17 protein-coding genes are annotated in these 17,606 nt (G+C 47.2%); 13 read left to right on the top strand and 4 right to left on the bottom strand.

Going from position 1 to position 17,606, the window contains the following annotated elements; translation table 11 throughout:
* Positions 1-45: 45 nt before the first annotated feature.
* From nhaC to HOP45_RS05235, 7 genes are all read left to right on the top strand, one after another.
* Positions 46-1,479, top strand: coding sequence for a Na+/H+ antiporter NhaC (gene nhaC / locus HOP45_RS05260; protein WP_181347876.1), 1,434 nt, complete (start codon positions 46-48; stop codon positions 1,477-1,479).
* 36 nt (positions 1,480-1,515) lie between these two features.
* Positions 1,516-2,376: a CE1 family esterase gene (locus HOP45_RS05255; RefSeq protein WP_181347875.1), complete on the top strand. Its 861-nt coding sequence runs from the start codon at positions 1,516-1,518 to the stop codon at positions 2,374-2,376.
* A 188-nt stretch (positions 2,377-2,564) separates the two neighbouring features.
* Positions 2,565-3,299, top strand: coding sequence for a fumarylacetoacetate hydrolase family protein (locus HOP45_RS05250; protein ID WP_181347874.1), 735 nt, complete (start codon positions 2,565-2,567; stop codon positions 3,297-3,299).
* Between the two features lie 19 nt (positions 3,300-3,318).
* The gene (locus HOP45_RS05245; RefSeq protein ID WP_181347873.1) at positions 3,319-4,056 is read left to right on the top strand and encodes a fumarylacetoacetate hydrolase family protein; all 738 of its coding nucleotides are present in this window, start codon (positions 3,319-3,321) and stop codon (positions 4,054-4,056) included.
* 15 nt (positions 4,057-4,071) lie between these two features.
* Entirely contained in the window at positions 4,072-4,452 is a 381-nt protein-coding gene (locus HOP45_RS05240) for a 5-carboxymethyl-2-hydroxymuconate Delta-isomerase (protein ID WP_181347872.1), read from the top strand.
* A gap of 305 nt (positions 4,453-4,757) precedes the next feature.
* Positions 4,758-4,874, top strand: a complete 117-nt coding sequence (locus tag HOP45_RS20960; protein WP_370457952.1) for a symporter small accessory protein — start codon at positions 4,758-4,760, stop codon at positions 4,872-4,874.
* Positions 4,871-6,466: a sodium:solute symporter family protein gene (locus HOP45_RS05235; RefSeq protein WP_181347871.1), complete on the top strand. Its 1,596-nt coding sequence runs from the start codon at positions 4,871-4,873 to the stop codon at positions 6,464-6,466. Before HOP45_RS20960 ends, HOP45_RS05235 begins: the two co-directional genes overlap by 4 nt.
* A 222-nt stretch (positions 6,467-6,688) precedes the next feature.
* Here the strand turns inward: HOP45_RS05235 and HOP45_RS05230 are convergent, their stop codons facing one another.
* Positions 6,689-7,597, bottom strand: a complete 909-nt coding sequence (locus tag HOP45_RS05230) for a LysR family transcriptional regulator (protein ID WP_181347870.1) — start codon at positions 7,595-7,597, stop codon at positions 6,689-6,691.
* Between the two features lie 207 nt (positions 7,598-7,804).
* Here HOP45_RS05230 and hpaE point away from each other — a divergent pair, with 207 nt between their 5' ends.
* Genes hpaE through hpaI form a run of 6 tightly spaced genes read left to right on the top strand, consistent with a single transcriptional unit; the run spans position 7,805 to position 14,155 of the window.
* Positions 7,805-9,322 carry a 5-carboxymethyl-2-hydroxymuconate semialdehyde dehydrogenase gene (gene hpaE, locus HOP45_RS05225; RefSeq protein WP_181347869.1) on the top strand — a complete coding sequence of 506 codons (1,518 nt, stop codon included), beginning with the start codon at positions 7,805-7,807 and terminating at the stop codon, positions 9,320-9,322.
* Between the two features lie 21 nt (positions 9,323-9,343).
* The gene (gene hpaB / locus HOP45_RS05220) at positions 9,344-10,819 is read left to right on the top strand and encodes a 4-hydroxyphenylacetate 3-monooxygenase, oxygenase component (protein ID WP_181347868.1); all 1,476 of its coding nucleotides are present in this window, start codon (positions 9,344-9,346) and stop codon (positions 10,817-10,819) included.
* Positions 10,820-10,830: 11 nt separating this feature from the next.
* Entirely contained in the window at positions 10,831-11,811 is a 981-nt protein-coding gene (hpaD, locus tag HOP45_RS05215) for a 3,4-dihydroxyphenylacetate 2,3-dioxygenase (RefSeq protein ID WP_181347867.1), read from the top strand.
* 21 nt (positions 11,812-11,832) lie between these two features.
* Positions 11,833-12,291 carry a flavin reductase family protein gene (locus tag HOP45_RS05210; protein WP_181347866.1) on the top strand — a complete coding sequence of 153 codons (459 nt, stop codon included), beginning with the start codon at positions 11,833-11,835 and terminating at the stop codon, positions 12,289-12,291.
* 26 nt (positions 12,292-12,317) lie between these two features.
* A complete protein-coding gene (locus tag HOP45_RS05205; RefSeq protein ID WP_181347865.1) occupies positions 12,318-13,193 on the top strand; it encodes an FAD synthetase family protein in 876 nt (291 codons plus the stop codon).
* Between the two features lie 47 nt (positions 13,194-13,240).
* Complete coding sequence (gene hpaI / locus HOP45_RS05200; RefSeq protein ID WP_181348159.1) at positions 13,241-14,155, top strand: 2,4-dihydroxyhept-2-ene-1,7-dioic acid aldolase; 915 nt, start codon at positions 13,241-13,243, stop codon at positions 14,153-14,155.
* 129 nt (positions 14,156-14,284) lie between these two features.
* On the opposite strand, the gene HOP45_RS05195 is transcribed toward hpaI, so the two are convergent.
* The 3 genes from HOP45_RS05195 to HOP45_RS05185 form a co-directional block, all read right to left on the bottom strand.
* The gene (locus HOP45_RS05195; RefSeq protein ID WP_181347864.1) at positions 14,285-14,638 is read right to left on the bottom strand and encodes a DUF2200 domain-containing protein; all 354 of its coding nucleotides are present in this window, start codon (positions 14,636-14,638) and stop codon (positions 14,285-14,287) included.
* A gap of 168 nt (positions 14,639-14,806) precedes the next feature.
* Positions 14,807-15,241, bottom strand: a complete 435-nt coding sequence (locus HOP45_RS05190; RefSeq protein ID WP_181347863.1) for a universal stress protein — start codon at positions 15,239-15,241, stop codon at positions 14,807-14,809.
* Positions 15,242-15,374: 133 nt separating this feature from the next.
* Complete coding sequence (locus HOP45_RS05185; protein WP_181347862.1) at positions 15,375-17,363, bottom strand: YjhG/YagF family D-xylonate dehydratase; 1,989 nt, start codon at positions 17,361-17,363, stop codon at positions 15,375-15,377.
* Between the last annotated feature and the right edge of the window lie 243 nt (positions 17,364-17,606).

The raw sequence follows: 17,606 nt of genomic DNA, 5'->3' as shown, positions 1-17,606 counted from the left end.
CAGGGGCATGGCTCCTGATTGAATCAAATTTTGAGGAGGCGTATCGTGGAAAAAAGAACCCCTTCGTTTTCGATGTCCCTTGCTGTCTTATGTTTGGTGATTGCTATTTTGGGTGTCAGCATTCTTGTATATGGGGCAGCTCCCCATATTCCAATTGTCCTTGTCGCTGTGGTCGTGGCTTTGTATGGCTTCAAGCTGGGGTGCTCCTGGAAGGATCTTGAGAAGGCGGTGACAAGAGGCGTCTCGCATGGCGTTCCAGCCATTTTAATTTTGAGCCTGATCGGCATCCTGGTCGGTGTCTGGGTGTTGAACGGGACGGTTCAAACGATTACATACTACGGGCTTCATGTCCTCTCACCATCGCTGTTCCTCGTCTCGACAGTGTTAATCACGGCTATTGTGGCCACTATGACCGGCAGTTCGTGGAGTGCCATCAGTACGATTGGTATCGCCCTTATGGGGGTAGCTTACGGCATGGAAATATCACCGGCTATGACAGCTGGAGCGATCGTCTGCGGGGCCATTTTCGGGGATAAGCTCTCCCCGTTGTCAGACACGACCAATCTGACCGCGGCCACAGCCAAAGTCGATATTTTCGTGCACATCAAACATATGCTTTGGACAACGATTCCGAGTCTGATCATTACGTTGCTCATTTTTGGCGTCATCGGCTTCATGACGAATCAAGATGCTGCCAGCACCGAGAATGTGGCCGCAATGATCACGACGCTTGAAAATGAGTTCATGTTGACGCCAGTTGCTCTTATATCGCCGTTACTGATTATCATTTTGGCGTTTCGGAAAGTGAATTCCATCCCGGCGCTTGTCATCGGGTTGGTCGCAGCAGTTGCGACCACTTTTTACACCGTACCAGGGGTTTCATTTGGGGAAATAATGAATACGGCTCATTTCGGCTACACAGCTGATACGGGTGATGAAGCGATTGATAGTCTATTGTCGCTCGGTGGGTTAGACAGCATGCTTTTCGGGGTATCGTTGATTTTGATCGCCTTATCATTTGGAGGCATCATACGTGAAATCGGCATTGCGCATGCCATCATTTCAGGAATGCGTGATTTCCTGAAAAGCCGCGGAAACGTGATAACCTCGACGGTCCTTTCGTGTCTTGGGATCAACATAGCCGTTGGGGAGCAATACTTATCGATTATTTTACCGGGCCAGATGCTAGAGGACAGTTATGAACATGCGAATCTTCATCCGAAAAACTTATCCCGAACCTTAGAGGACGCAGGCACGATTATTCATCCGCTGATTCCATGGGGGGTAACCGGGGCGTTCATCATGACGACATTGAATGTGGGCGTCGGGTATATTCCGTTCACGTTCATCAGTTTCATTACGCCGGTCATAGCCATTATCTATGGTTACACAGGCTTCACGCTCACACCGCTCGAAAAAGGCAAAGTGATTTCGTACGAAGAAGGTTGGGCGGAGCAAGAAGCATCCTCGGAAAGATAATAGCACAGACTTGAGGGAGTTTGAGGGGAGATCACAATGAAGACCTACACACAGACATTGGCCACAAAGGACGGTCAGCGAACCTTTTATTACGCCTGCCCGGATGATGTGACGAGGGGGGAGCGCCTGCCCCTCGTTTTCTGTTTCCACGGAGCGGGCAGCAGTGCCAAGGAACACATGGCGATGACACGCTTTCATCACAAAGTGGAAGAAGAAAACATAATTGTGGTGTTTCCAGAGGCAATCCAATTGGATGCCCAAAAACGCATGTCAAAACAATGGAATGAAGGTCGGGCGAAAAATCCAGTCTTTCAACACGGCATTGATGATGAACAGTTTGTCATGGATATGATCGACTTTTTTAAAGACACCATCAATGTGGATGACAAGCGAATTTTTGTCACAGGCTTTTCGAATGGTTCGGCCTTTTCGCTGAAGCTAGCGCTGCGCTATCAAGATGTCTTCGCTGGAGTGGGAGGGGTCGCCGGACCTGTAGTCAAGGATAGTGCTGAACGAACAAATTGGCGAAGACCGATGCCTCTCATCTTTTTTATGGGAGAAAAAGACCCTGTCGTACCTTATGACGGGGTTTTTCACCCGCCTTACGTGATTGATCAATTGCTTTCAGCAGAAGAGACAGCTGCGCATTTCGCACAATCTTTGACAGCCCCGCTTCAGAAGCGGGTGGAAGAATTAGACGCGGCAGGTCCTGGTTTTAAGCAGACCTTTTCCGGGCGAGAAGGTGATGCGGTTGTTTTTTACTCAATGGAGGAGGCTGGTCATACGTGGCCGGGCGGGCCAATGGCGCAGGAAACAGCTTATACAGGGAAAGTGAATACCCAATTGGATGCAACGTCGTTAATGTGGGAGCATTTGAAGGAAACAGCTGTGCCTTAGCCACAATAGCTTCGGGTGGCTGGGAAAACAACTCGCTTTCCTGCGGGGAACCGGCGAGCCGCCTCAGTCGCCTATATGATTTTCATATGATTGAGCTATGCTTTACATATTTTTCATCTATCAAGTCGAGTGTTACGTTTTAATTATTGAAGTAGTCTGAAAAATCAACCGATGAGGAGTGAAGTCAGATGCCAGTCGTACGCGCTCATCGAAGCGGCCGTTTACAAGCGGACTTTTTCGAAGTTGAAGAAATAAAATTGCTCCACAATAAAGACGTGTGGAATCCGCCTGTAACGGGTGCCGTGTATGGGACTCTGTTGAACTATCAAGGCACCTTGGATCAAATGGGAGCTGACTTGGATGAACCGCCTTATCAATCCCCTCCAAAAGCCCCGATCCTGTATATGAAGCCAGTTAATACGTTGATCGGTCATCTGGCGAACGTACCGATGCCGGAAGAGGAAGAGCAGTTAGAGGTAGGTGCAAGTATCGGGATTGTAATCGGAAAAAAAGCGACGCAAGTCAAGGCCGATCAGGCACTGGATTACGTGGCCGGCTTAACGATTGTCAATGATGTCAGCATCCCTCATGAGAGCGTCTTCCGGCCTGCGGTAAAAGAAAAAGCACGGGATGGATTTTGTCCGATCGGACCCTGGGTTATGGGCCTTGATCATATTCCTGAGCTTGGCCAATTGACCATCAAAGTCTACGTGAACGGAGAATTGATGCAGCATAACCATACGAGCAATTTGGTCAGGGCCATTCCTGATCTGCTGCAGGATGTTACCGAATTTATGACGTTATATGAAGACGATGTACTTATGGTTGGCGTACCTGAAAATCCGCCCCTCGCTAGAGACGGAGATACGGTGCAAATTGAAATTGATCCGATCGGGGTTTTGAAAAACAAAGTGACGAAATAGCAGATAGGGGGTATCACGTATGAAAACCGCACATGTCGCTTATGGCGGCGATATTCATAAAGCGACGTACGAGCAGGACAACACGATTCGATTGGACAATGGCCAGCATGTGGCTGAGGAGGACGTTGTCTGGCTTCCGCCTCTCGAACCGAAAACATGCTTCGCCTTAGGCTTGAATTATTTTGATCATGCTAGTGAGCTTGATTTTAAAGCCCCGGAGGAGCCGCTCGTATTCTTGAAAGGGCCGAACACCTTCATCGGCCACCTTGGGTACACGAAGCGACCGGAAGATGTGACCCATATGCATTATGAATGTGAGCTGGCCGTGATAGTCGGCAAGCAGGCGAAACATGTTTCAGAAAAAGATGCCTATGATTACGTCTCCGGGTATACGATTGCCAATGATTATGCCTTTCGCGATTACTTAGAGAACTATTACAGGCCAAACCTGCGGGTGAAAAACCGGGATAACAGCACACCCCTCGGGCCCTGGTTTGTTGATGCTGAGGATATATCTGACCCGATGAAATTACAGATACGCACCTATGTTAATGGAGAAAGTGTGCAAGAGGGGTCAACGCAGGATATGATTTTCGGTGTGCCTCAACTGATTGCCTATTTAAGCGGATTCATGACCTTAAATAAGGGCGATGTCATCTTAACGGGGACGCCGAAAGGAACTGTTGACACGAAAGTAGGCGATAAGGTCATAACAGAGATTGAAGGCTTAGGCGCGTTAAGCAATACCATTATTTAAAGGAGGAGGGTCCACGTGCCGCACGTCATCATCGAATATACCGATAACTTGGAAAATCATACGGATATCCAGCATCTCCTGAAAAAAATCAACGATATGCTCATGACGAAATCGGAGACATTCCCAGTCGGCGGCATCCGCAGCCGTGCCCACAAAGTGAGTCATTATCAAATAGCCGATGGTGCTGAAAATGACGCCTTTGTCCACGCTGAATTAAAAATCGGCAAGGGCCGCAGTGAAGCTGAAAAGCAAAATGCCTGTGACCAGCTATTTGCGGTAATCAACGATCACTTCGAAACGTATGCCAGCGACCATTATGTAGCTTTATCCCTGGAATTAACAGAGTTTCAACACGCGACGTATAAATCCAACAACATCCATAAACGTTTTAAATAGTGAGGCGAAGAACAACTCTCTTTACGCGTAATGCGGCTGGAACAATATTAAATGAAACATAATGCCGAACGATTCAGTGAATTGTTCGGCATTTTTATGTCGCATCCGCTTTTTCGTATACCTTTTTTGTTAGGTGAACCAATGTTTTTTATATTTATCAAACGTTTTATTCGGTGATAGGCTAAAGTTGTTTCATATTTCTGAAAAATTACAGGTTTTTATGAAAGCGTTTACTTAGGTGGTTTGTTACTATTGTTGCTGTTTGCCACATCCGTCTTATTTCAAGCACATAAAGGAGGAGAAGCATGCTTGGCTTTCAGGATTTTTGGGTTGGATTTGTGTGGTTCGGGGTCATTTTGGCTCCGATTGTGTGTGTAGCCTATGGTGCGGTGATGTGGAATAGAGGAGGGGAGGAAGAGTGAATGTAGCCATCTTAATTCCGTTGTTAATCCTCTATATCGGCATTATGTCGGCCCTGGCTTACTACGGCTACAAGAAAACGGTCACCCAGGAGGATTTTCTTGTCGGAGGGCGCAATACGAACCCGATCATCATGGCGTTGTCCTACGGCGCGACGTTTATCAGTACGTCGGCCATGGTCGGGTTCGGTGGGGTGTCTGCGGTATATGGCATGGGGCTGTTATGGCTCGCCTTCTTGAATATTGTCCTCGGCATTTTCGTGGCGTTTGCGGTGTTCGGCAAGCGAATCAGAAAAATGTCGACCAAGTTGAATGCCACCACGTTTCCCGGCTTTCTCGGTAAGCACTATGATTCCAAATTTATCACGGTGTTTTCAGGTCTGATGATCTTCATCTTCATGCCGGCTTATACGAGTATTGTGTTGATCGGAGGCGGGCGATTTTTACAAGAATCGCTAGCAATCAATTTCAACGTGGCTTTACTAGGGTTGGCCGTCATTGTGGCTGCGTATGTCATCTCGGGCGGTATTAAAGCTGTGATGTATACGGATGCTTTCGGGGCGACCATTATGCTGGTTGGTATGGCGATCTTCCTGTTTGTGACTTACCAGGCGGTTGGCGGGCTGGTTGAAGGGCACCAGGCGTTGAATGCTATGAAAAGTATGGTGCCGGAAGAGATGGCTGCAGATGGTCATAATGGTTGGCTCAGCATGCCCGCGTTCGGTTCGCCGATGTGGTGGACGCTAGTCAGTACGATGATTTTAGGCGTTGGCATCGGCGTGCTGGCTCAGCCTCAATTAGCGATGCGCAGCATGACCGTTTCGAGTGATAAGTCTCTGTATCGCTCCGTCATTGTGGGTGGGATTTTCATCTTTTTCATGGCCGGTGCGGCTTACATGATCGGGCCGTTAAGTAACGTTTATTTTATGGAAACGACCGGTCAATTGGCAATAGGAGCAGCAGAAGGTAACACGGATCTAGTCATCCCTCGGCTTATCAGCGCATTAATGCCCGATTGGTTCGTCTATCTGTTTACGCTGACGTTGATTTCGGCAACCTTGTCCACTGTCAGTTCGTTGATTCATGTTCAATCCTCTGCATTTGGGGAAGATATTCTGAAAAGCCTGGGGGTCACCTCCGTTTTTAACGGCAAGATCAGTCCTGCACGTTTAGGTGTTATCGTCGGGGTCATTCTGGCTGTTGTTTTAGCTTACGGTTTACCAGGCGGCATCATCGCTCAAGCGACTGCTTTCTGGTTCGGCATTTGTGCAGCGGGCTTTTTACCGGCCTTAACAGGCGCTCTATTTTGGAAGGGGGCATCTAAAATGGGAGCAAAAGTCAGCATCATGGTCGGATTTTCAGTCAGTGTGTTTGGGTTCCTATTTTTAAAAAGCTCGCAATCAACCGCATTCGGTCTCTCCCAAGCATTATTTGGTAAAGATTATTTGCTTCCATTTCCGTGGACGCATATTGACCCGCTCATTTATTCCCTTCCGCTTTCAACCCTTGTGTTTGTTGGCATCAGTCTCATCTCCAGCTCTAAGTCGCGTCAGGTAGAACGTGACTGGGAGGAAAACGTCAAAGCGACGCAATAATACAAGGCGGTACCACCGGAGGGGTGGCACCGCCTTGTTGTTTGCTTAGGAAATTATAAGATTTGGGCTCTGTGGATAACACATACCTCATAAGCCACGTCCGGCTCCAGCGCCCAGCTCCTCGCGACACAAGCAACCCCCCTGCGGAAGGAAAGACCACCTTCCTCACGGTGTTTTGCTTATGCGTGTCGGAGCTCCCGGTGCGCTTGCGCCTTTGTTCGATCATTCAGTGTGATTGGGCAAAGTGTACTGATCTTGAAACATGTGAATCAAGCGCTGGGAAGCTTTCGTTAAATAGCGATCTTTGTGCCAGATGACGACAGACTCGGCTCTAACAGTCGCATCAGCTAAGGTGTAACGCTTTATATTTTGGAACGAAAAGGCATCCAGAGTGGATTCCGGTACGATGGTCGCCCCGATTCCTTTAGCCACTAACGAAAGCAGCATAGTGGCATCAGGACATTCACAGAGGATGTTCGGCTCAATACCATGATGCCGGCATTCGTCTACTATTAATTCAAACTGCCCCCGACCGCTGATACGGTGAAGCAGCATCAACGGCATATCGGCTAAATCTTCGAACTTAATGGCTTCACGGTCATCGCGCGTTAAGTGCCAGGAATCGGGTGCCACAAGAATATAGGGTTCTGAAGGGAGCGGGAGGATATCGAATTCTTCTGACTGCAAAGGAAGCCGGACGACAGCGAGCTCGATGTCTCGATTTTTAATGCATTCCTCAAGGTAATAGGTATCCCCTTCGCGAAGTTGATAAGACATGTTCGGATGCTGGGCCTTGAATAAATGCAAGGCGCCATTCAAATACGAGAAGCAGGACTTGGTTGAACCGATATGCAGCTTTCCGCGCATGCCTTCACTCGTCTCGCGCACTTCCACCAGCGTTTCATCAAAATCGGTCAGCAGACGCCCAGCTTTTTCATATAAGATCTCGCCTGCTTTTGTTAATTCCAATTTGCGGCCATGACGATCGAACAATTTCAGATTCAACTCTTCTTCCATCAATTTAATTTGTTGGCTCAAAGGCGGCTGGGCCATATGTAATTTTCTTGCGGCTTTCGTCACTTGCTGTTCGTCGGCGACTGTTCTAAAATATCGTAGCTGTTTCAAGTCCACGATAAAACCTCCTTCTTTCATGCCTGTTCGATTTATCCATATCTTTCGCATATACAAAATAAATTTAATAGATATTTTCTATATATTTAAGGGTGTGATAAGTTGAATATACAAAGTTTATCGAAAATTTGCAAATCTTTATGAAAGGGTTTGCATTTTTAACACGTAAAAAGAAAGCGCTATCAAAAACGAATGAGGAGGTTTAGCATGAGTGAAATCAATTTATCAGTCGAGGCAGCTAAAGGTTACGTCGCCCAGATCGATGATGTGAAGTTGTATATTGACGGTTCGTTTGTCGAAGCAGAATCACAAGAACAGTTCGATAACATCAATCCTTATACGAATGAAAGGATCAACGCTGTTGCCTCCGGTGGAAAAGCCGATATCGAAAAAGCTGCCAAGGCGGCTAGAAAGGCCTTTAACGGAGAATGGGGCAGCATGTCGCAAAATGAACGCTTGGGTTATGTGAATAAAATCGCGGATTTGATTGATGAACATGTTGAGGAACTTGCGCCTTTAGAGGCCCATGACACCGGTCTTCCGATTAGTATTACAAAAAAAATGGTGAGCCGCGCGTCAAAGAATTTCCGCTTTTATGCTGAAATGGTTTCCAGCCGCATGGTCGGAGATGCTTACCAGGTAGATGATGAGTTTCTGAATTACACCATCCATAAGCCGGTGGGGATTGCCGGGCTCATTACTCCGTGGAATGCCCCGTTTATGTTAGAAACTTGGAAAATCGCCCCTGCATTAGCGACGGGGAACACCGTCATTTTGAAGCCGGCAGAATGGTCGCCTCTGACGGCCAACAAATTAGCTGAAATCATTGATCAGGCGGAACTTCCTGACGGTGTATTCAATGTCGTGCACGGCTATGGGGAGAAAGCCGGGGCTGCTCTGGTCTCCCATGAAGATGTCGAACTTATTTCGTTTACAGGTGAAACGTCAACCGGCTCTGAAATTATGCGCAATGGGGCTGATTCCTTGAAGCGTTTTTCAATGGAGTTAGGAGGCAAATCCCCGATCATAGTATTTGATGATGCGGATTTGGACCGAGCCCTGGATGCGTGCACGTGGGGTATTTTCTCGTTTAACGGCGAGCGCTGTACAGCCAATTCCCGACTCTATATCCATGAAGATGTGGCGGAGGATTTCATCAAAGCGTTAAAAGATCGCGTTGATAATATCCGCGTAGGAGACCCGCTGAGCGATGACACTCAAGTTGGGCCCCTGATCCATACGGCACACTATGAAAATGTCAGCCGCTACCTGCAAGTTGCAAAAGAAGAAGGATGCGAGGTGTATCAGGGCAACGTGCCGGAAGCGATGCGGAATGGCAATTTTATTCCCCCGACATTGTTACTCAACGCCGATCATTCGATGCGAGTGGTCAAGGAGGAAATCTTCGGTCCGGTTCTTGCTGTCATGACGTTTAAAGATGAAGCGGAAGTGATTGAATTGGCGAATGATGTCCGATACGGACTTGCCGGATATGTGTGGACGAAGGATATCCAGCGAGGGCACCGGGTTTCACAATCCGTTAATGCTGGTATGTTGTGGATCAACTCGCAAAATGTCCGCGATTTGCGTACACCTTTCGGCGGATCGAAACATAGCGGTATCGGCCGCGAAGGCGGGTATTACGCATTTGAATTTTATACAGAAATGCAAGTAGTCCATGTGGCTCTGGGTGATCACCGGATTCCACAATTCGGGAAAAAATAATTCACGTAGGAGGATGGTTGTATGCCTGCAAAGACAGGAGCCGAATACATTGAACGATTGAAGCAAGCCAATAACAATATTTACATTCACGGAGAACGCGTCGAGGATCCGACGACGCATCCAGCTTTTCGAAATGTGATCAATTCCATGGCAAAACTTTATGATAAACAATATGAAAAACCGGAGAAAATGCTGTACACATCTCCTCAGACAGGAGACAAAGTCGGGATGACCTTTTACCGGCCGGAAACGATTGAGGATTTGGTTAAGCGAAGTGAGGCTATCCAGGAGTGGGCCCGGATCTCAGGCGGCATGATGGGGCGATCCCCTGATTATTTGAACGCCGAAGTGATGGCGATGGGAGTAGCGAATGATCTGTTCGCTGAGGATGATCCCATGTTTGCCCAGAATGCGAAAAACTTTTACGACTATGCAAGAGAAAACGATGTGAGTTTGACCCATACCTTGATCCACCCCCAGGTGAACCGGGAAAAAGCCCAGCATGAGCAGAAGGATGCCAATGTTGCCTTACACTTAGTGGAGAAACAAACGGATGGCATTATCGTTGACGGGGCACGGCTGCTTGCTACGCAAGGTGGGATTACAGATGAAATCCTCGTCTTTCCTTCCACGGTCAAAAAGTCAGGAGAGCTCGACGATCCGTATTCACTGGCTTTCGCTGTGCCTAATAATACGCCGGGATTGAAATACTTCAGCCGCGAATCGTTCGATCACGGGCAGAATGAGTGGAACCACCCGCTCAGCAGCCGGTTTGAAGAAGGCGATGCGATCGTTTATTTTGACCATGTCTTTGTACCTTGGGAGCGCGTATTTGTTTGCGGCAACTCCTCGATTTGTAACCGGACCTTCTTGGAAACAAATGCAGTTGTGCATATGTCCCATCAAGTAGTCGCTAAAAATATCGTGAAGACAGAATTTGTCTTAGGTGTCATCTTGAGTGTGATGGACGCCATCGGCATTGATAAGTTCCAGCATGTCATGGATAAAGGGACCGAAGTGATGCTCATCTTGGAAAATATGAAATCGCATCTCTTTAAAGCCGAACACAATGCAAAACCAGATAAGTGGGGTACGATGACGCCCGATTTTGAAGCGTTGAATGCAGCACGAAACTGGTACCCGCGCGTGTACCCACGTATTGCGGAAATTTTGCGGATTCTCGGCGCCTCTGGCATGATGGGTATTCCGACAGAAGCAGATTTCCATAATGAAGACATTGGGCCGCTTTTAGACCGCGCCCTTCAGTCTAAGAATCTCCAGGGCTATGAACGTGTGAAACTATTCCGTCTCGCCTGGGACGTGACGATGAGTGCGTTTGGCAGCCGGCAGACGCATTATGAATATTATTTCTTCGGGGATCCAATCAAAATGGGGATGACGTACTTCGAACAATTTGATAAAGAGCCTTACAAGGCTTACGTGCAGGAGTATTTAAACTCAATCAAGTCGTCCAAACCTGACTTTACTAAAGTGTGAGGAGTGGGAGCGTGAACTTTGACATTATTCGGTGCGGAAGAGCGGTTCTTCATGTGACTAATTTAGAACGATCAAAGAAATTTTATGACACGTTAGGGTTCATTGAAACAGATTGCGATGACCAGCATCTGTATTTAAGAGGGATCGAAGAACACAATCACCATAGCTTGCTGCTCAAAGAAAAAGAAACGCCGGCGCTTGAAGTGATCAGCTATAAGGTTCGGACTGAAGACGATTTGGATCGATTGGCTGCAAAGGTCAAGCACGACGGTTTTGATGTGAAATGGCTTGAAAAGGGAGAACAGGCAGCGATCGGAAGAGCATTTCGTTATCAGGATATCTCTGGTCTGCCGGTTGAATTTTATGTCGAAATGGAGCAAGTAGACCGGAAACTACAGCAGTATCATCTTCATAAGGGAGCGAAAGTCCAGCGGATCGATCATTTCAATTGCATGGTCTCCGACGTGGAGAAGGCCCATAATTACTACATTAACGATTTAGGGTTCGCCTGCTCCGAATACACAGCTGGTGAAGAAGATAAAGTTTGGGCTTCCTGGCTTCATCGTAAGCCGAGTGTCCATGATGTCGCTTATATGAATGGAGCGGGACCACGGCTTCATCATGTCGGTTTCTGGCTGAAAGATCCGATGAGCTTGATTGATGGCTGTGATGTATTGGCTTCAATCGGTTATGGTTCCAGTATTGAAAGGGGACCGGGCCGCCATGGGCTTTCCAATGCGTTCTTCCTTTATTTAAGAGACCCTGATGGCCATCGAATCGAACTGTATAATGGGGATTATTTAACGAGCGATCCAGACTTCAAACCGATTCGCTGGGATTTGGATGATCCGATGAGGCAGACGTTTTGGGGGCATGAAGCGCCGGATAGCTGGTTTGACGAAGCGACCCACGTATTGAATGTCCACTCAGGCGAAAAGGTAACGACAAAAGCGGCCAAATTAAAGAAACGGAAACCAACGTTCGTGATTTAAAAACTAGATGAGGTGATGAATATGGATGATCGTATGTTCAGAACAGCTATGGGAAAATTTGCTACAGGGGTGACCGTGATTGTCTCCGAGTACAATGACGACATACGTGGCATGACAGCCAACGCTTTCATGTCTGTTTCCCTTGATCCGAAACTCATCCTCATTTCCGTCGGCACAAATGCGAAAATGAATGAAACCATCCAGAACTCGCAGCAATTTACGGTGAATATATTATCAGGGTCGCAAAAAGAGCTGTCCATGATTTTTGCCGGACAGATCAAAGAGGAGCGCGAGGTGGCGTTCGAGCAATTTGAGGGCATGCCCGTCATCGAAAATTCATTAGTCAGTCTAGCGTGTAATGTCTATGATTCTCACCGAGCAGGCGATCACATTCTTTATATTGGCGAAGTGCTCAATTTGAATGTCCAGGACGGGGAACCGTTAGCGTTTTATGAGGGCAAATACAAGCAACTGACGTAAATGCATGAAAGGGAAGGGGGAGTATGATGAAACACATCTATGTGGATTTTCCCATTCAGGAAGAAGTCAAAGCATCCAGTGAACCGTGTGTCATGGCAATGGGTTTCTTTGACGGCGTTCATTTGGGGCATCAGGAAATCGTCAAAACGGCTAAAAAGAAAGCAGACGAAAAAAACGTAAAATTAGCTGTCATGACCTTTTTTCCTCACCCTTCCTCTGTCATTCCGAAAGGGGAAAAGGTGACGCGCTATTTGACGCCGTTATCGGTTAAAGCGGATCGATTTGCCAGCCTGGGCGTCGACATCATGTATATCGTCGAATTTAATGAACGTGTGGCCAAAATTCCGCATGATCAGTTCGTCGAGGATTATCTGTGCGGATTGCAGTGCCGTCATGCTGTTGCTGGATTTGATTATAAATACGGCTTCAAAGGTAAAGGCGATATGGGCCAGTTAAGCACGGACAGCAAAGGGAGATTCGATGTCACCACCGTATCGAAGTTTACTCAGCAGGGGCGTAAGGTGGGATCCACATTGCTCCGGGAATTACTTGCAACAGGTCGCGTGGAGAAAGTCAAAGACTACTTAGGAAAAGATTATGAAATCGAGGGCACTTTGAGTGGAAAAGGAAGAGAAGTTGACATGACCTTGGATGATACCTATTTTCTGCCGTGTCGCGGAACGTATGAAGTCACGCTTTCAGATGGAACCTTTCAATCCAAAGGCTCGTGTGAGATTCATACAGCCGAGCACCAGAGCCACCTGACCATTAAATTGTTCAATGATTCCTATGTAGGGACCGTCCACTCCGGTTCACTCACCTGGAATGATTTTATGGCTGATTTTCATATGCAGGCGTTCCATGCGCAGCGGGATATGATGGAATCAGAAGCAACCCTATAGCGGTTAAAGAAGAATAAGTCATTTTTGCAAGGAGGATATGAATGACAATCGAGTATGCGGAAATTAAATCTAGACTGAGAGGATCGGTCACACCGGTGATCACTCCCTTTCAGGCCGATGGTGAAATTGATTTTGATGCGTTTAAGGCGTTAATCGAGTACCAGCTGGAAAATGGCACGCACGGCATTTCGGTAACGGGAACTTCAGGAGAACCCAGCTCGTTGACAATTGAAGAACGCGAGCTCGTGATGAAGACAGCACATGATACGATAAACGGGCGTGTGCCGTTCGTACCTGGTACAGGATCAACGAATCACCAGGAAACGATGCGGTTGACGAAGAAAGCCGAAGAAATAGGGGCCGATGCGGCGATGGTGATTGTGCCGTATTATAACAAGCCGAATCAGCACGCGCTCTACAAACATTTCAAGACAGTGGCCGATTCTGTAGACATTCCAATCATCATCTACAATATTCCGGGGCGCACGGCGCAAAACCTTCACGTCGATACGTTAGCCCAGTTAAGTAAAGATTGTCCCAACATTATCGGGGTGAAGGAATCCAATAAAGACTTTGAGCATGTCAATCGCGTTTTGCTTAAATGCGGGAGGGACTTCCTGCTTTTCTCGGGTATCGAATTGCTTTGCTACCCGATGCTCGCAATTGGCGGGGCAGGGTCTGTCAGCGCGACGGCCAACGTCCTGCCGGGTAAAGTGGCCCGCATGCACGATGCGTGGTTTGAGGGTGATGTGGCTACAGCGCAAAGTCTTCACTATGAGCTCATGGAATTGAATGATGTCTTGTTCAAAGATACCAACCCTGCCCCCGTCAAATCAGCGCTCGGGATGATGGGGAAAATCAATCCACATCTCAGATTGCCGATGGACGTACCATCTGAAGCCTTGCAAAATGAGATACGGGATACGCTGACAAAGTACGGTATCGCCTTGCAGCATGTCTAAAGCCTTCCTATATAATTGAAAAAAGGGCACAAAAAAATGCCGATCGCTGACATCAGTTCGGCATTTTTTTGTGCCTATAAAAGCGTTCTATGATCGCTTCGCTAAAAAACACAACAACCTCTTTACGTATTATGATTTCCGCAAAATCTTCTCCATCGTTTTCCCTTTTGCTAGCTCATCAATCATTTTATCCAAATAGCGAATTTCCTGCATGGTTGGTTCCTCGATGTCTTCTACCCGTAAACCGCAGATGACCCCTTTGATCATGGTCCGTGAAGGATTCAGTTGGGGAGCTTCCTCAAAAAAGGTCTCAAAGTCTGTCTTTTTTTCCAGTTGCGCTTCTAACGCTTCTTGGCTATACCCTGTCAACCAACGGATGATTTCATCGACTTCCGCTTTCGTACGACCTTTCTTTTCTGCCTTGGTTACATAATGGGGATAGACACTAGCGACACTCATTGTATAGATCTTATGTTTGGCCACGAATCAGTCTCCTTATCATGAGTATTTCATTACCTATGTCTCAATTATACCATTCCGGCGGGTACACATTTCGATGATCGTGTGAAACCGCAGCATGAAGCGTCAATAAAATAACCCCGTCCCGTTCAAGACAGGGCGGGGTTTAAAAATTATGACCATAGTAAGGCGTTATTTCATGACTAAGACCGGGCACGTGGCATTCTGTACAATACTGTTGCTGACACTGCCAAGGAAAATTTTCTTAACATTGCCAAGCCCGCGACTTCCTACAATAATGAGATCCATATCGTTTTCTTTCGCATAGTTACAAATGCTTATGCCAGGATTGTCATCCGGGTTTCCGACGACAACGTCTGTATGGACCTTCGTAACGTCTGTGTCGAATTCCTCTTTAATATGATTCAGTTGATCCTGGGATTCTTGGGCAAGTTCATCGCCAATGCTTCGTGAAATGGCCTTATTCGTCACTGGCCCAGTCGATTTGATGATAGAGATGACGTGGACTTCGGTGTCAGGAAGTTCCGATGCTTGCTTCATAGCTTCTTTGACAGCGTTTCGGCTTAAATTAGACCCGTCATACGCAACAAGTAATTTTCTGGTCATCATTTACCCTCCATTTCATCAAAATAGTGAAATGTTCTCACTCCTATTTTATCATACTGAGCGAAAAAAATCCGCATTTATAAGAGATAATCAAGAAGAGAGCAGCCGACGACCACTGTTTTTTACTACCTGTTTATGTTTGTGTTTTTTCGCGCTTCAAAGCGTGTTCGCCGGCCTCCAAAACATCGATGATGCGGTCGACATCATACACACTCCCGCGCCAGGTGCCCCCGCTTACTTTTTGCAAAGCAGCCCATAAGCGGGTATCATCAGGCAATTGCTCTGACGGGCGGATCTCCTCATTTTGTGGGCGATCAGCTAAGATGCTGCCACCTGTTGCAGGGTCAACCGGATGATCGTGCGTGCCCAGAAAATGAATACTCCCGGTCAGTTGGTGTGTGTCGATGGACACTTCTACGACATCTCCATTTTTTAACTTGCCTATCGGTCCGTTTGCTAACCCTTCCGGTCCGATATGCCCGATGCAGGCCCCGGTGGATACACCGGAAAAACGAGCATCTGTGAGTAATGTAACGTATTTCCCGTAAGACAAATGTTTCAAGGCTGAAGTGAGTTGATACGTTTCTTCCATTCCTGTTCCTAGAGGCCCGCAGCCTGTTACGACCATAATGTCACCTTTATGAATGTCCCCGTTTCGAATGGCTTCAATGCCTTGTTGTTCACTTGTAAATACTTTGATCTCGTTCTTGTGATAATACACGCCGTCCTCATCCAGCATGGCTGGATCGATGGAGGTGGATTTAATAATGGCGCCTTCTGGTGCGATATTGCCTATCGGAAAGGTGATGGTAGAGGTCAAGCCTCTTTCTTTGGCTTTCTCCGGCGATAAAATGACATCTTCAGCCCGAATATGATCGGCTGCTTCCAGTCGTGCTTTCATTTGTTTTCGTCTATCCGAATGTTCCCACCATGCCAGGTTCTCACCTAATGTTTCACCCGTAACGGTTAATACGTCCAAATCCAGCAGGTTAAGATCCCTTAAATGAAGCATCACTTCAGGAACGCCTCCTGCTAAATAAGCACGGACAGTCGGGTGGTAATCCGGTCCATTTGGGAGAACGCTTACAATTCTCGGAGTCTTGCGGTTAACATCGATCCAATCTTCTACAGTCGGTATATCACAGCCTGCTGCATGGGCTATGGCTGGAAGATGGAGCAGAAGGTTGGTTGAGCCTCCGAAAGCAGCGTGGACGACCATGGCGTTCCGTACGGCCGCATTCGTCACAATGTCCTTCGTCTTTATGTTTTGGTTAACCATGTTAATGACAGCACGGGCGGAGTGCTTAGCCATTTCTTTCCAAATATCTTGGCCTGAGGGTGCTAAAGCCGCATGGGGGATAGAAAGCCCGAGCGCTTCTCCGACCACTTGAGCTGAAGCCGCAGTCCCTAAAAATTGGCAGCCGCCACCGGGTGTGGCGCAAGCTCGGCAGCCCAATTCTGCAGCTTCTTTTAGCGAGAGTTCATCATTTGAATAACGTGCTCCGATTGTCTGGACTTTTCCGGCATCTTCGCCAATTGCGGGAGGGAGCGTTACGCCACCTGGTATGACAACGGTGGGGAGTTCGTGCATGGATGATAAGGCAATCATCATCGCAGGCAACCCTTTGTCACAAGTGGCAATGCCAATGACAGCTTTGCGGGTGGGCAATGAACGAATAAGTCGTCTGTAAACTTGGGCGGCATCATTTCGGTAAGGAAATGAGTCAAACATGCCGGTCGTTCCTTGAGTACGGCCATCACAAGGGTCGCTTACGTAAGCGGCGAACGGAAGCCCCTGAAACTGACTCACTTCTTGAGCTGCTTCTTTCATCAACATATCGACTTCCCAATGGCCGGTATGGTAACCGAGAGCAATAGGATCGCCGTTGCTGTCTTTCATCCCGCCTTGTGTACTTAAGAGCAATACTTGCTGGCCATCAAGATTGTTCGACTCCCAGCCCATGCCCACATTTTGGGACAACCCAAAAATATCACCGCTTGGTGAATGCCTCAACATATAATCCGTCAAAGGCAGTGAGCCTGATGGGCCCGAAGCTTTCGTGTCAATTGAACTGATATCCGTGACTGATAACTGCATCAAGTCTTCTAAATGATCACGCATGTTAACCCTCCTGAAAGTATGATGAATTTAGATCGTAATATGTTCAATAATTATGAATTTTCACACGCTATCTGTCAACTATATAAAACATAGTTTGATAATATAAAACAAAATAGAATGATAGCGATTTCAAAATACTCTTGCTATTATAAATTCTATAAGTTATTATGACATTAACCAATTAGTTTATCCAATGAACAAACTTAGTTTTGTGAATAAATGGTCCTAAAGGAGGTGGGTTGG

It is taken from the genome of Thalassobacillus sp. CUG 92003 (assembly GCF_013618635.1).
Taxonomy (GTDB): Bacteria; Bacillota; Bacilli; order Bacillales; family Halobacillaceae; genus CUG-92003.
The sequence above is the reverse complement of the archived record's forward strand: the minus strand, read 5'-3'. Positions and strand labels throughout refer to the sequence as shown.

What these genes read in the sequence shown, in the direction of transcription:
- HOP45_RS05255 (WP_181347875.1), top strand. Translation starts at nt 1,516, where the DNA reads ATGAAGACCTACACACAGACATTGGCCACAAAGGACGGTCAGCGAACC.
- HOP45_RS05250 (WP_181347874.1), top strand. Translation starts at nt 2,565, where the DNA reads ATGCCAGTCGTACGCGCTCATCGAAGCGGCCGTTTACAAGCGGACTTT.
- HOP45_RS05245 (WP_181347873.1), top strand. Translation starts at nt 3,319, where the DNA reads ATGAAAACCGCACATGTCGCTTATGGCGGCGATATTCATAAAGCGACG.
- HOP45_RS20960 (WP_370457952.1), top strand. Translation starts at nt 4,758, where the DNA reads ATGCTTGGCTTTCAGGATTTTTGGGTTGGATTTGTGTGGTTCGGGGTC.
- hpaE (WP_181347869.1), top strand. Translation starts at nt 7,805, where the DNA reads ATGAGTGAAATCAATTTATCAGTCGAGGCAGCTAAAGGTTACGTCGCC.
- hpaB (WP_181347868.1), top strand. Translation starts at nt 9,344, where the DNA reads ATGCCTGCAAAGACAGGAGCCGAATACATTGAACGATTGAAGCAAGCC.
- HOP45_RS05210 (WP_181347866.1), top strand. Translation starts at nt 11,833, where the DNA reads ATGGATGATCGTATGTTCAGAACAGCTATGGGAAAATTTGCTACAGGG.
- HOP45_RS05205 (WP_181347865.1), top strand. Translation starts at nt 12,318, where the DNA reads ATGAAACACATCTATGTGGATTTTCCCATTCAGGAAGAAGTCAAAGCA.
- HOP45_RS05190 (WP_181347863.1), bottom strand. Translation starts at nt 15,241, where the DNA reads ATGACCAGAAAATTACTTGTTGCGTATGACGGGTCTAATTTAAGCCGA.
- HOP45_RS05185 (WP_181347862.1), bottom strand. Translation starts at nt 17,363, where the DNA reads ATGCGTGATCATTTAGAAGACTTGATGCAGTTATCAGTCACGGATATC.